This window comes from Vibrio kanaloae, from assembly GCF_024347535.1.
GTDB classification, from domain to species: domain Bacteria; phylum Pseudomonadota; class Gammaproteobacteria; order Enterobacterales; family Vibrionaceae; genus Vibrio; species Vibrio kanaloae.
On the sequence record NZ_AP025497.1, the window covers coordinates 642,431 to 657,009 of the forward strand.

The window sequence follows — 14,579 nt, forward strand, 5'->3', positions numbered from 1 at the left end:
TAAGCAACCAACATCAACCTAAGGTTACACCGCTAGATATGCCACAAACACACGCACAATACCTGCAAGAGATGGACATTAGCCAATGGGAGCTTAGCCATCCAGAGCGTTTGGCGGGTTATGAATCTGAATTGGTTCCGCTATCGAGCGACTGCAAGTTACTGTTAGTTTCGCCTGAAAAGCCTCAGGAAGACCTTGCCGTGATGTTTGAGCGTGTACTCAAAAGCATCAAGCTCGACTTATCTCAAGCCTTACATATTCAGCCTCTACATCTATCTTCTATCGAACTCGGTGATGTTGAATGGGTGTGGTTTGCGGGTTGTGAGTCTGCCCAAGAGCTGAAAGCAAAAACATTACAATCGCCATTACTGTCTGACATCAATGGTAATAACCAACACCGCCGCGACTTATGGCAACAAATTTGTGCTTATGACTAATCAATTTTTACCCACTTCAGAACAACACCTAGACGCCATTTGGCAGATAGAGCTGGCCGCGCATTCTCATCCTTGGTCTGAAACGATGATTCGAGACCTCGAAAGCCGAGGTGCTTGCCACCATGTACTTGAAGTCGATGGACAAGTGGTTGGGTATTTCTTCGCGCAGAATATCGTTGGTGAAGTCACGCTACTTAATATTGCTGTCGACCCAAGCCAACAAGGCAAAGGGTATGGGAAAGCGTTAACCGAACATTTCCTTGAGATGTGTGAACAAGCTGACGCTGAAAGTGCTTGGCTGGAAGTTCGCGAAAGTAATGTGAATGCGTTTAATCTTTACGAGAAGGCTGGCTTTAATGAAGTTGACCGTCGTCGTAACTATTACCCAACCAAGCAAGGCAACGAAGATGCGATCATTATGAGCTATCTTTTTATGTCTTTTAGCTAATCATGTTATGTCTTTTAGATAACCCTCGATAACTAACCTCGAATTAGCCACAAAATAGCGTGTAAACTGACCCTTTAGAAAGTGACACGCTTTCTGTATAATCCGCACACAGAATTCAAGGGCAAGTATTATCTACTTGCCCTTTTTACGCTTTAGATCAGCAAAGGGCGACTATGTCTTTCCAACAAGAAGTGAGCAAACGTAGAACGTTTGCGATTATCTCTCACCCGGATGCGGGTAAAACCACGATTACTGAAAAAGTTCTTTTATTCGGAAACGCGATTCAGAAAGCGGGTACCGTAAAAGGCCGTGGCTCTAACCAGCACGCTAAATCTGACTGGATGGAGATGGAAAAAGAACGTGGTATCTCGGTAACTACGTCGGTAATGCAATTCCCATACAATGATTGCCTAGTAAACCTACTCGATACTCCAGGGCACGAAGATTTCTCGGAAGATACGTACCGTACACTAACTGCGGTTGACTCTTGTTTGATGGTTATCGATGCCGCGAAAGGTGTCGAAGATCGTACTCGTAAACTGATGGAAGTCACTCGTCTGCGTGATACGCCAATCGTCACTTTTATGAACAAACTTGACCGTGACGTTCGTGACCCAATGGAAGTGCTTGATGAAGTGGAAAGCGAGCTAGGTATGGCTTGTTCTCCAATCTCATGGCCAATTGGTTGTGGTAAAGAGTTCAAAGGTGTTTACCATATTCATCGTGATGAAACGATCTTGTACGAATCTGGCCACGGTCATGAGATTCAAGAAGTGCGTATCATCAAAGGTCTAGATAACCCTGAGCTCAATGAAGCGGTAGGTGATGATCTTGCGGAAAGCGTACGTGAAGAGCTAGAGCTTGTTATCGGTGCGTGCCCTGAGTTTGATCATGAGTTGTTCCTTGCTGGTGAACTGACGCCGGTTTACTTCGGTACTGCTCTGGGTAACTTTGGTGTTGACCACATGTTAGATGGCTTAACTGAGTGGGCTCCAGGCCCTCAAACTCGTCAAGCGAACGAGCGTGATGTTGTTGCGACAGAAGAGAAGTTTTCTGGTTTCGTATTTAAGATCCAAGCAAACATGGATCCTAAACACCGTGACCGTATCGCATTTATGCGTATCGTATCGGGTACTTACAACCAAGGTATGAAAATGAATCATGTACGTACTGGTAAGAATGTAAGTATCTCTGATGCGGTAACCTTCATGGCGGGAGACCGTGCGCGAGCTGAGAAAGCGTATGCTGGAGACATTATCGGCCTACATAACCACGGAACAATTCAGATTGGTGACACCTTTACGCAAGGTGAAAGCCTAAAGTTCGCTGGTATTCCAAACTTTGCGCCAGAACTATTTCGTCGTATTCGTCTACGCGATCCGTTGAAGCAGAAGCAACTTCTAAAAGGCCTAGTTCAGCTTTCAGAAGAGGGTGCAGTACAAGTATTCCGTCCTATGCAGAACAACGACCTGATCGTTGGTGCGGTTGGTGTCCTTCAGTTTGACGTAGTTGTGGCGCGCTTGAAAGCGGAATACAACGTAGAAGCTATCTATGAAGGCATTAACGTTGCAACCGCTCGTTGGGTTGAGTGTGACGACGATAAGAAACTGGAAGAATTCAAGCGTAAGAACCAATCTAACCTAGCGTTAGATGGTGGTGATAACCTATCTTACATTGCACCAACTATGGTGAACTTGAACCTAGCGTCTGAACGTTTCCCTGACGTTCAATTCAGAGCGACGCGCGAACACTAATTTCTCAGCACTCTATTCGAGTTAAACAAAAACGTCTATTGTTCTGCAGTAGGCGTTTTTTTATGCGTGTCATTGGAAGTTATAGGTTATAGGTTATAGGTTATAGGTAAGTATGCTGAGTTGGATGAAATCTTGGATTAAGAAATACGATAAGTGGTGCGAAGAACTTGGTTTAACGCCAGAGAATAAGCGCAGCTGTGTGGCCTATCGCCGTGAACCTCAAGGACAACATGCAGAGATTAGGAAAGATGACAAAGGAATTAAGTAGTTTTCCGTTGTTTGACACTCATTGCCATGCGGACTTTGAAGCCTTTGGCCAAGGTTTTGTACTTGAGCACAGTATTGACGGTTACCTGCAAGAAGCGAAACAAGCACACGTCGGGAAGCTACTCATTCCTTCTATTGGTCATAGTAACTGGAGGAAGATTGATGAAATTGCTCAAGCTCATCCTAATGTTTATTATGCTTTAGGTTTCCATCCTTACTTCTTGGACCAAGCTGATGACAATCAGTTTTCAGAGCTTCGCCAGTTGCTCTCTTTAAGGTCAAATCAATGTGTTGCGATAGGTGAGTGCGGACTCGACTTTTTTGTGGATGTAGATCGAGAGAAACAAGAGCGCTTTTTCATTCAGCAAATCGAGCTTGCTAAGGAGTTCGAGTTGCCTTTAATTATCCACGAGAGAAAGTCTTACAACCGACTAATTGAACTATTGAAACAACAAAGGTTCACTTTGGGTGGGGTAATTCATGGTTTTTCAGGGAGTGAACAGCAAGCTTTGGTGTGGATTAAGCTCGGTTTTTATATTGGTGTTGGTGGAACGATTACTTACCCAAGAGCACAAAAAACGCGTACAACCATCGCAAAACTGCCTCTAGAATACTTGGTGTTGGAAACTGATGCTCCGGACATGCCAACGTATGGTAATCAAGGAGGTGTTAATCATTCCAAACATTTAGTTACGATATCAAATGCGCTTTTTTTGATCAGAAAAGAATCAAAGCAATCGATTGCAGCACAGGTTTGGAAAAATAGCCATCTTGCATTCGGTATACGTGAGTAAAATCGAAAGTTTTTGTTTATCGTTTGCGCGAATTACACTTATATCGTGATTGGCCTCACATTTGTGTGTGAATGATACATAAATCTTATACGAAAGTGTGAGGGCGGCATTACTTTATTAGTGGTCGCATGAGTATAATTGCCTCCGCTTTATAGCCCCATTTTGTAACACGCCAATAAATAACTAATAAGGAAGTCATAAACTATGAGCCTGTTTATGAGCCTCGTCGGAATGGTTGCACTGATTGCAATCGCAGTACTACTATCTGACAATCGCAAAGCTATTAATCTAAGAACCGTGGGTGGTGCTTTCGCTATCCAATTCGCACTTGGTGCATTCGTACTTTACATCCCTTGGGGTCGTGATCTACTTGCAGGTTTCTCTGCTGGTGTAGCAAACGTGATCGACTATGGTAAAGACGGTACTGGTTTCCTATTCGGCAGCCTAGTTAACTTCTCAGTTGACGGTATCGGTTTCATCTTTGCTTTCCAAGTTCTACCGACTCTGATTTTCTTCTCTGCACTTATCTCTGTACTTTACTACATTGGTATAATGCAAGTTGTAATCAAAGTGCTTGGTGGTGGTCTTCAGAAAGCTCTAGGTACTTCTCGCGCCGAGTCTATGTCTGCAGCAGCAAACATCTTCGTTGGTCAAACTGAAGCACCTTTAGTTGTTCGTCCATTTGTTCCTAAAATGACTAACTCTGAACTATTCGCAGTAATGTGTGGTGGTTTGGCTTCTGTAGCGGGTGGTGTACTAGCAGGTTACGCATCTATGGGTGTACCTCTAGAGTACCTTGTTGCAGCGTCATTTATGGCAGCACCTGGTGGTCTACTATTCGCTAAAATCATCAAGCCAGAAACAGACACACCAGACGATACCATCGCTGATGATATTGACGGTGGTGATGACAAACCTGCAAATGTTATCGACGCAGCAGCAGGTGGTGCATCAGTTGGCCTACAACTAGCACTTAACGTTGGTGCTATGCTACTAGCATTCATCGGTCTGATTGCTCTAATCAACGGTATGCTAGGTGGCATCGGTGGTTGGTTCGGTATGGAAAATCTAACCCTAGAACTTCTTTTAGGTTGGATCTTTGCACCGCTAGCATTCATCATCGGCGTTCCATGGGAAGAAGCAACTATCGCTGGTTCTTTCATTGGTCAGAAAACGGTTGTTAACGAATTCGTTGCATACCTGAACTTCGTACCATACGTTGGTGAGAACGCTCAAGTTGTTGCAGCAACTGGTCAAGTGATGTCTGAGAAGACTCAAGCTATCATCGCATTCGCACTATGTGGTTTCGCAAACCTTTCTTCAATTGCGATTCTTCTAGGTGGTCTAGGTGGTATTGCACCAAGCCGTCGCCACGACATCGCACGTATGGGTGTTAAAGCGGTAATTGCTGGTACTCTATCTAACCTGATGGCAGCAACAATTGCTGGCTTCTTCCTGTCTTTCTAATTAGTTAGAAATAGATATATAGACGCCATCATAATATCGCCCCGTAGCAAGAAATTGCTGCGGGGCTTTTTTGTTTTTAGGCCTAGTGATTTTGAGTACTAACATGAGTGAATGCTTGGAGTCGAAAATGGGTCTAGAATGTTTTTTTGAGATACAAACCGTTTGCGTTCTAAGGAGCACTACAATTTATTGATGGATACCTATAATGTATAAGCTTAAGGGATAGGATGTCTCTTGTTGGCAAGAAAGTAACCGCGAGATCGATTCTAGCGTTATTCTTTTGGGATTTAGCCAAACTTAGCGATACGCTATAGATGTTAGACACAACATGACTGATTTGTTGTGCCATAGACCAAACTGGTACTGTGCGGTGACAAGGATTGCAATTGATAACGAAAGTTATCAAGTCTTCAGGGAACCAAGTCCGTTCATTTGTGGCTACTGAGCATCACTAAAATATCCATCTATACTGGGTGGATGGCAAAGTAGTTAACTATTTGAATATATTGATCGGAGATAGAAATGAGCGATTTAAAAGCAGCAGCTCTACGTGCACTTAAACTTATGGATCTAACAACGTTGAATGATGACGATACTACTGAGAAAGTAGTGGCGCTTTGTCATGATGCGAAGACTGCAGTAGGCAACACAGCTGCAATCTGTATTTACCCTCGCTTTATCCCAGCCGCTAAGAAAGCGTTGCGTGAGCAAGGTACTCCAGAAGTACGCATTGCGACTGTAACTAACTTCCCTCATGGTAATGACGACATCGAAATTGCTGTTGCAGAAACAAAAGCAGCGGTAGCGTACGGCGCAGACGAAGTTGACGTAGTATTCCCATACCGTGCTCTTATTGCTGGCAACGAAGAAGTTGGTTTTGAGCTAGTTAAGCAATGTAAAGCCGCTTGTGGTGACATCACGCTTAAAGTGATCATCGAAACCGGTGAGCTGAAAGAAGAAGCACTGATCAAGAAAGCTTCTCAAATCTGTATCGAAGCGGGTGCAGACTTCATCAAAACTTCAACAGGTAAAGTGCCAGTAAACGCGACTCCAGAGTTCGCGCGCATGATGCTTGAAGTTATTCGTGATATGGGCGTTGCTAAAACAGTGGGTTTTAAGCCAGCTGGTGGCGTACGTACTGCTGAAGATGCAGCACTATACCTAGCAATGGCTGATGAGCTACTAGGCGCTGAGTGGGCAGACAACATGCACTACCGTTTTGGTGCGTCAAGCCTATTAACTAACCTTCTTAATACATTAGAAGTGACAGACGAAACTGCTGATCCAGCAGCATACTAATTTACTCGTCATATTTGACGCCGCAGCGTTGTTGACTGCGTAAGTTCATCCTAATCACATAGAGCCTCTATGCTCATAGGAATGAACTAACTGGCCGCCTAACTGCAACGCCAAATATTTAGAGTATTGAACATAATAAGTCTGTTTGATGGAGTGGCGTTAAGTCACTCCATATTACCTCTTTCCCTACAAATCATACTCACTAGAGTTTGGGAGGCACTAATGTATCTACCCCAAGAAATTATTCGCAGAAAACGTGACGGTGAAGTCCTAACAGCTGAAGAAATTAACTTCTTCATTCAAGGTGTCGCTAAAAACACGGTTTCTGAAGGCCAAATTGCAGCATTCGCAATGGCTATCTTCTTTAACGAAATGACAATGCCAGAGCGTATCGCACTAACATGTGCAATGCGAGATTCAGGCATGGTGATTGACTGGAGCCACATGAACTTTGATGGCCCAATCGTTGATAAACACTCTACTGGTGGTGTTGGTGACGTAACTTCTCTGATGCTTGGCCCTATGGTGGCAGCATGTGGCGGTTTCGTTCCAATGATCTCTGGTCGTGGTTTAGGCCACACTGGCGGTACGCTAGACAAGCTTGAATCTATCCCTGGTTACAACATTACACCCACCAACGATGTGTTTGGCGAAGTCACTAAAGATGCTGGCGTAGCGATCATCGGTCAAACAGGCGATCTAGCACCTGCAGACAAGCGTGTTTACGCGACCCGTGATATCACAGCAACCGTAGACAATATCTCGCTCATCACAGCTTCAATCCTATCTAAGAAACTGGCTGCAGGCCTTGATTCTCTAGTGATGGATGTAAAAGTGGGTTCAGGCGCATTCATGCCAACGTATGAGGCCTCTGAAGAGCTAGCGAAATCTATCGTTGCAGTAGCAAACGGTGCAGGCACGAAAACAACAGCAATCCTAACGGACATGAACCAAGTTTTGGCTTCTTCAGCGGGTAACGCAGTAGAAGTGCGTGAAGCGGTTCAGTTCCTAACGGGTGAATACCGTAACCCACGTTTGTTGGAAATTACGGTGGCATCGTGTGCGGAAATGTTGGTATTAGGTAACCTTGCAAAAGACTCAGACGAAGCGTGTGAAAAATTGATGGCAGTGCTGGATAACGGTAAAGCAGCAGAGTGTTTCGGTAAGATGGTTGCGGGCCTTGGTGGTCCAGCAGATTTCGTAGAAAACTACGATAACTACCTAGAGAAAGCAGACATTATTAAGCCAGTGTACGCGCTAGAAAGCGGTGTGGTATCAGCAATGGATACTCGTGCAATTGGTATGGCTGTGGTTGGTATGGGCGGTGGTCGCCGTGTAGCAACAGACAGTATTGATTACGCAGTTGGTTTTGATCACTTCATTCGCCTTGGTGAAGTAGCAAGTGAAGATAAACCATTAGCAATGATTCATGCTCGCAACGAACAACAGTGGCAAGAAGCTGCAACGGCATTACAAAATGCAATCACTGTGGGTGGAGAATATACAGCAACGCCAGACGTTTACCGTAAGATTCGTTCTGAAGACGTGTAAATAACAGGTATCGGCATACCTAGTGTATGTCGATAAACAGAGTTCTGGTGCAAAGAGCATTAAGTTGGTGAAGAAAATGAAAAGAGCATTTATTTTAGTTTTAGATTCATTCGGTATCGGTGAAGCAGCGGATGCAGACAAATTCGGTGATGTTGGTTCTGACACTATGGGTCACATCGCAGATCATTGTGATAAAGGTCTTGCAAACACTGCAGAGCGTCAAGGTCCTCTGACGTTACCAAACCTGTCTAAGTTAGGTTTAGCGATGGCTCACAAAGAGTCTACAGGTCGCTTCGCTCCTGGTATGGATACAGACGTTGAAATCATTGGCGCTTACGGCCACGCTGCTGAGCTGTCTTCTGGTAAAGATACGCCATCAGGTCACTGGGAAATCGCTGGTGTACCGGTACTGTTTGACTGGGGTTACTTCACCGATAAAGAGAACAGCTTTCCAAAAGAGCTGACTGACCGCATCCTTGAGCGTGCAGGTTTGTCTGGTTTCTTGGGTAACTGCCACTCATCGGGCACTGAAATCCTAGATAACCTAGGTGAAGAACACATGAAGACTGGCCTGCCAATCTTCTATACTTCTGCGGACTCTGTTTTCCAGATCGCTTGTCATGAAGAGACATTCGGTCTACAAAACCTATTAGACCTTTGCCAGATAGCTCGTGAAGAGCTAGAAGATTACAACATTGGTCGTGTTATCGCGCGTCCATTCGTTGGCCCTGGCAAAGGTCAATTTGAGCGTACAGGTAACCGTCGTGATCTTTCTGTTGAGCCACCTGCGGCAACTATCCTGCAGAAACTTGCTGATGAGAAGGGCGGCAACGTTCACTCAATCGGTAAGATCTCTGATATCTACGCAGGCTGTGGTATCACTCAGAAAACCAAAGCAACAGGTATCCCTGCGCTGTTTGAAGCAACAAAAGAAGCGATCAATGAAGCGGGCGACAACACGATTGTGTTCACTAACTTCGTTGATTTCGACTCAGCTTACGGCCACCGCCGTGATGTAGCTGGTTACGCAGCGGCACTTGAGTACTTTGATGGTCGCATCAATGAAATCATCGATATGATGAAAGAAGATGATGTACTTATCCTAACTGCAGATCACGGTTGTGATCCGACATGGCCAGGCACAGACCATACTCGTGAGCACATCCCTGTGATTGTTTACGGTCAAAAGGTTCCAGCTGGCTCTCTAGGTCGTCGTGATACGTTCGCTGATATCGGTCAAAGCTTAGCGTCATACTTTGGTACATCGCCAATGGGATATGGTACAAGCTTCCTATAATAGTTAACTAAGAGAGAGGGAAACCTCTCTCTTCTTTTTTGTTTTGAGATTAAGGATATTTTCAATGGCTACTCCACATATTAATGCTGAAATGGGTGATTTCGCTGACGTAGTTCTCATGCCAGGTGACCCGCTACGTGCTAAATACATCGCTGAAACCTTCCTAGAAGAAGTCGTTCAAGTGTGCGACGTTCGTAACATGTTTGGTTACACCGGTACCTACAAAGGTCGTAAGGTTTCGGTAATGGGACATGGTATGGGCATTCCATCTTGTTCTATTTACGCGACTGAGCTGATTAAAGACTTTGGTGTGAAGAAGATCATTCGTGTCGGTAGTTGTGGCGCAGTGAGTGAAGATATCAAAGTGCGCGATGTGGTTATTGGCATGGGCGCATGTACTGACTCAAAAGTGAACCGTATTCGCTTTAAAGGTCACGACTTCGCAGCTATCGCAGACTACAAAATGGTACGTGCGGCAGAGGATGCAGCCAAAGCGCGTGGTGTTGATGCCAAAGTCGGAAACTTATTCTCTGCTGAGCTGTTCTACACGCCAGATCCTGAAATGTTCGAGGTGATGGATAAATACGGCATTGTCGGCGTAGAGATGGAAGCGGCAGGCATCTATGGTGTGTGTGCGGAATACGGCGCAAAAGCTCTAACGATTTGTACTGTGTCTGATCACATCAAAACCGGTGAGCAAACTACATCAGATGAGCGTCAAACAACCTTCAACGACATGATGGTTATCGCACTAGAGTCTGTACTTCTTGGTGACCAAGAGTAATCGTTCTTCGCTTTCGCTTGATAAAGCAATAGATAACTAAAAGCCCCGTTGCTGCCTGAGCGTCGGGGCTTTTTATTGGATTGCTATATTTATTCTGAGCCTAGTGTATTTATTCTGAGTCTAGTTTGTTCATGAGCTTACGTTTTTAAGCAGTAAGTTCTCACCAGACTTGGTCGGTCTTCTACGAATCAGCATGATAAACAACACACCACTCACAAAACCCATTAAGACCATACCAATCATGTAGCGATCACTTTTACGGTAGTGGTGATCAGAAATCGCCGTCATTTTACCAGTTTCGAAGGTTACACGAATAAAGCCAATGATCGTATGTTCTGCAGAATAAATAGGTTCGACTAATTGCTGTCTGCCAATACTGGCAGTTGAAAGTGGCGTGTCTAAACCAAGAACCTCACGTACAGAGAGTGCTTTTTCGCTCGAAGCCAGCCGGATCCCTTCTGCATCATAGATGGTGGTATCAAATACCAGTCGGTCTTGAGAGAGCTGGTTAGTCAGCTCAAGCAGTCGTTCTTGGTCTTGTTGTAGGATCATCTTGCTAGCGGAAAGTGATGCCTGAGAGATCAGCAGCTTAGTTAACGTCTCTAGCTGTTTTACTTGGATTTTCTCATTACCTTTACTGATCACGACCGTGTTTTTTATTGTTACAACGAACATCGCAGCCAGCAAAATTAGCGCTAGCATTCGTAAAGCGTTACGTATTGAGAACAATGATTCATTCATGTTTCACGAAGCCTGAAATAAACAAATGTTATGATTAAGACATATTGAGACTTGCGTTTTCAAATTGCAATAGGTTAACGTTTAGCATAGTTAATTAGGAATCATACACATGGATGCTCAGAAATATCTGCCGATTAAAAGGCATACGACATTATTAACTCGACTCCCCGAGACCCGCTTTGCTTCTCAACTCGCTAAGGCTAAAGCGAATTGGATTGTGTTCGGTGAGTACCTTTCACCACAATCTTTTGATGACATCGACTTTTTCACTGGCACTTACAACACCATCCTTGATACGTGGAAGGTTGGGCATTATGAAGTGGCTTTGATGTCTGGTAATTTAACCCCAGCACACGAAGAGATCCTACAAGCATTAAAGCTCGATTATGCTTGTCTTAGTGAGGTCCCAGATTTATCGAAGCCGGGTTTGATTGTGATGGATATGGATTCCACCGCAATTCAGATTGAATGCATTGATGAAATTGCGAAGCTAGCTGGAGTGGGGGAGTTAGTTTCTGAAATCACCGAGCGTGCGATGCAAGGAGAACTGGATTTTGAACAGAGCTTACGCCAGCGAGTAGGAGCACTTAAAGGGGCTGATGAAGCTATCTTGGAGCAAGTGCGTCAATCACTGAGATTCATGCCTGATTTAGTCTCGCTTGTTAATACTCTGAATAAACTTGGCTGGAAGACGGCTATTGCATCTGGCGGCTTTACTTACTTTTCGGATTATTTGAAAGACACGCTAGACCTTGACCATGCTCAATCGAACACTTTAGAAATCGTTAAAGGCAAGCTGACGGGTAAAGTTCTGGGTGATGTGGTTTCAGCGCAAACCAAAGCCGACATCTTAGTTGAACTGGCTGAAGAGTATGAGCTTGAATTGCATAATACGGTTGCAGTTGGTGATGGCGCGAATGACTTGGTTATGATGAATTCAGCGGGTCTCGGTATTGCCTACCATGCGAAACCTAAAGTTGAACAACAAGCTCAAACAGCAGTGCGCTACGCAGGGTTAGGCGGGGTACTTTGTATCTTGTCGGGTGTATTAGCTAAGCAGCAAAAGATAAGTTGGCAGGCGAAACCTTAAGGTTGTCTCTTGATAAAGCTCTATTAGTAACTAATTTATAATAGAGCTCAGGTATAAAAAAGCAGGTGATGAGCTTGCTTTTTCTATTTTCAAATCCGGTAAATTCATGATTCGATAAATCGATACCGCTATTTACGACATGTTTATTTAGCGCGTCAGCTCCAATCGAATCAACACTTCATCGGTAATATCTTCTACTTCGCCATAACCAATAAAAGCGGTGACCTCGTTCTCCAATTTCTTTGCTTGATGCATGCTAATTCTTGAGAGCTCTTCTAAATCCGATTGGAACAAACTCGTCAGCGGATTAAAGATTGGAGCGGTCGTTACTCTTAGCACGTACACATCACCTAAATGCTGTGCCTTTTTAATGAATAAGATCCTTTCTTTTGCTGAAGCGAAGTCTTTGATCAATTTAGTATGTACTGATTGTATTTTGTCACCAAACTTAACTGCGGCAATGTAGACATCATGGTGTTTAGGCTTTGCACCTTCAATTCTTTTCAGTGGCTCAGCCAATAGCGAGTTAGAGTGTCCTTTGAAAATAGGTTCGAGTGAGAACTTTTGGTTGTGTCCTAGTTTGGCGAGTAGCGCGAGATGCTTATTCAATGGAAAGTTTACACCAATGATCTTACAGCGCAGCGTTGAGCCAGGTTTATCAATGAATATTGGGCTGCTGACCATTTTGCTAAGCAATATATTGTGCAACGATTCGAGGAGTGAATGCGTTGGTAGTATTTCTTGTTTCTTAATTAGCTTACTCTGGTTCTGATCAATAAGCCCATTGAGAAAGGCGATAGTACGCATTGTTTTAGCGCTCTCTTCGATAACTAATTGTACTTTGCGACCGTTCGGGCTTACTCGAATTACGTGATAAGGGACAATGCTTAGAGGCAAGTTTTTGTCGTAAAGCTGTAGCTCATTGAAGTTGACCAATACCGGATCATCAATCTTGAGTACCATCGGTTGTTCAAGAGTAATGCTGAGTCCACGTTTCGATATGTCTAAGGTTTGCCCGCTCGCTGTAACGCCATCTTGTGATGTGAGTTGCAACGGTGACTTAAATTGGTATCTCGGCTCTTTACGACGAGTTTGGGAATCAAAGTAGATGCTTTTAATATTCCCAACCACGGTACGTGGGTGGCGGAATCGATTCAGCTCACTGCTTGGAATCCGTGGTTTTTCACTCAATAGATAGTCAGCAGCACTTTCGTGATCGCCTATTTCCTGCAAAATGCCGCAATGGGTCAATTGCGCAGAGCTTTGAGCTAGCGTATCTGAATGCTTGGCCAAGGCTTGTCGCTCGCTATCTGATAGTTCGAAAACAGAAAATTTGAATGCCTTCCAACTCTTACGTTTCCCTCCTATGTGCCAGAACAGTTGTCTTTGTTCACGAGAAGCTTCCGGTAGCATCATCGAGTAGAACAAGGTCTTATTCTGATGTTCGTGGGTAAATGAGTAGATGACGTTACTTGTACCTTTCACACCAGGTTTAGCTAGTAAGTTCATGCGTTGTTCGTTGAACAAGGTCCCCAGAGCTTGCTGGTTCCTTTCATCGTGCCAATATTGCCATAGCGGGTGGTTGTTGTCCGTGAGTAGGGTGAGCTTTAACTCACTGCCACTGAAGAAAAGAGGAAGATTACAGGTGTGCTTTAGATAAGTGTGTTCAATCCCACGAGTACGAGTTCGAATAACCCTGTCTTGATTCTCATGGCTGGTTTTCTTACTGGTGCTATTTAAAGACTCTTCAAGTAAGCGAGCCACAATATTGGTATCGCTTACTTTGATCGTTCTCAAAAATTTAACAGCATCGTTCTCGTAAGACTCATCAATGCCTAGAACTCGAAATTCAACGGTTTGGTTAACATCGATTTCTTGCGACTTTTCAACCATCTCTGTGAACTTAACACTGATGATCTCACCGAGATTGTATTTAAAGGCGCTTGGCACCTTGAACTTGGCACCCGATGGGGAGATATCTACCGTTACCCCATGTAAGCTTTGCCCCTTAGAGGTGGTAATTTCAACCTGTGAGCTGATTTTGAGTCTGTTTTCTTGGCGTTTTAAGTCATAGCCTAGATTTATGGCCTCGGCTTCATATGGGCTATTAGCATTGGTGATATCATGGTGATCTTGAGAGGCGGTTTTAACAGAACTGTGGTGTTGCTGGGTCCGTGGTGTCATCACTAATTCCCACGTACCCTCGGTATAGCCTTTAAATTTTTTAGTACCACGCTGGTACGCGTTTAAGGCAATGTCATCGAGCCAGTGTTTGCGACCGTCTAGAGTAAATTGACGACACTCGTTATCAATCCTCCCGCGTAAATCAATGCTCTTTGTACACGGAGCCATGATACGATTCAGTTCCATTTTAACAAGCAGTTTGAGAGACGGAGATTCGCCTTCTGTCATTTGAGAAAGAAGGAATTCGAAATCTTCGGCGTGGTAAGCCGGGATAAGTCGTTCTGCTACAGATAGAATTTCAGATTGCTTCATACTTTTCTTGTTAGAATGGACGGTGCGTTATTGTTATCGACAAGTTGTATTTGATCTTTAGATATTCATGGCTCTACTGCAACGTTTATTTTTATGTGTACGGTCAACGGGGTCACAAAATAGCAACATTGACCAGTTGCCAAGCTAATTATTG

The 14,579-nt window shown here is 44.2% G+C and carries 13 protein-coding genes; 11 read left to right on the top strand and 2 right to left on the bottom strand.

Features of this window, described 5'->3' with window-relative positions; genetic code table 11:
• Window positions 1–38: 38 nt before the first annotated feature.
• The 10 genes from OCV24_RS03105 to deoD all read left to right on the top strand — a co-directional run bounded on the left by OCV24_RS03105 (window position 39) and on the right by deoD (window position 10,098).
• A complete protein-coding gene (locus OCV24_RS03105) occupies window positions 39–437 on the top strand; it encodes a DNA polymerase III subunit psi (RefSeq protein ID WP_017056682.1) in 399 nt (132 codons plus the stop codon).
• Window positions 430–885, top strand: coding sequence for a ribosomal protein S18-alanine N-acetyltransferase (gene rimI / locus OCV24_RS03110; RefSeq protein ID WP_150878335.1), 456 nt, complete (start codon window positions 430–432; stop codon window positions 883–885). Before OCV24_RS03105 ends, rimI begins: the two co-directional genes overlap by 8 nt.
• A gap of 173 nt (window positions 886–1,058) precedes the next feature.
• Complete coding sequence (prfC, locus tag OCV24_RS03115; RefSeq protein ID WP_017056684.1) at window positions 1,059–2,639, top strand: peptide chain release factor 3; 1,581 nt, start codon at window positions 1,059–1,061, stop codon at window positions 2,637–2,639.
• 112 nt (window positions 2,640–2,751) lie between these two features.
• The gene (locus OCV24_RS03120) at window positions 2,752–2,907 is read left to right on the top strand and encodes a DUF5363 family protein (RefSeq protein WP_167514261.1); all 156 of its coding nucleotides are present in this window, start codon (window positions 2,752–2,754) and stop codon (window positions 2,905–2,907) included.
• Window positions 2,888–3,700, top strand: coding sequence for a TatD family hydrolase (locus OCV24_RS03125; RefSeq protein ID WP_208806549.1), 813 nt, complete (start codon window positions 2,888–2,890; stop codon window positions 3,698–3,700). The genes OCV24_RS03120 and OCV24_RS03125 overlap by 20 nt, the downstream gene beginning before the upstream one ends.
• 204 nt (window positions 3,701–3,904) lie before the next feature.
• A complete protein-coding gene (locus OCV24_RS03130; protein WP_046223358.1) occupies window positions 3,905–5,167 on the top strand; it encodes a NupC/NupG family nucleoside CNT transporter in 1,263 nt (420 codons plus the stop codon).
• A gap of 522 nt (window positions 5,168–5,689) precedes the next feature.
• A complete protein-coding gene (gene deoC, locus OCV24_RS03135; RefSeq protein ID WP_017056688.1) occupies window positions 5,690–6,466 on the top strand; it encodes a deoxyribose-phosphate aldolase in 777 nt (258 codons plus the stop codon).
• Window positions 6,467–6,688: 222 nt separating this feature from the next.
• Entirely contained in the window at window positions 6,689–8,017 is a 1,329-nt protein-coding gene (gene deoA / locus OCV24_RS03140) for a thymidine phosphorylase (protein ID WP_146441835.1), read from the top strand.
• A gap of 76 nt (window positions 8,018–8,093) precedes the next feature.
• Window positions 8,094–9,314 (top strand): phosphopentomutase, encoded by a 1,221-nt coding sequence (locus OCV24_RS03145; RefSeq protein WP_017056690.1) that lies wholly within the window; start codon window positions 8,094–8,096, stop codon window positions 9,312–9,314.
• Between the two features lie 64 nt (window positions 9,315–9,378).
• The gene (gene deoD, locus OCV24_RS03150) at window positions 9,379–10,098 is read left to right on the top strand and encodes a purine-nucleoside phosphorylase (RefSeq protein ID WP_046223360.1); all 720 of its coding nucleotides are present in this window, start codon (window positions 9,379–9,381) and stop codon (window positions 10,096–10,098) included.
• Window positions 10,099–10,227: 129 nt separating this feature from the next.
• Here deoD and OCV24_RS03155 read toward each other — a convergent pair whose 3' ends face one another.
• Window positions 10,228–10,839 (bottom strand): YtjB family periplasmic protein, encoded by a 612-nt coding sequence (locus tag OCV24_RS03155; protein ID WP_032547914.1) that lies wholly within the window; start codon window positions 10,837–10,839, stop codon window positions 10,228–10,230.
• Between the two features lie 109 nt (window positions 10,840–10,948).
• Here OCV24_RS03155 and serB point away from each other — a divergent pair, with 109 nt between their 5' ends.
• The gene (gene serB / locus OCV24_RS03160) at window positions 10,949–11,929 is read left to right on the top strand and encodes a phosphoserine phosphatase (RefSeq protein ID WP_017056693.1); all 981 of its coding nucleotides are present in this window, start codon (window positions 10,949–10,951) and stop codon (window positions 11,927–11,929) included.
• Window positions 11,930–12,076: 147 nt separating this feature from the next.
• Here serB and OCV24_RS03165 read toward each other — a convergent pair whose 3' ends face one another.
• The gene (locus OCV24_RS03165; RefSeq protein ID WP_017056694.1) at window positions 12,077–14,425 is read right to left on the bottom strand and encodes a PilZ domain-containing protein; all 2,349 of its coding nucleotides are present in this window, start codon (window positions 14,423–14,425) and stop codon (window positions 12,077–12,079) included.
• Window positions 14,426–14,579 lie beyond the last annotated feature (154 nt).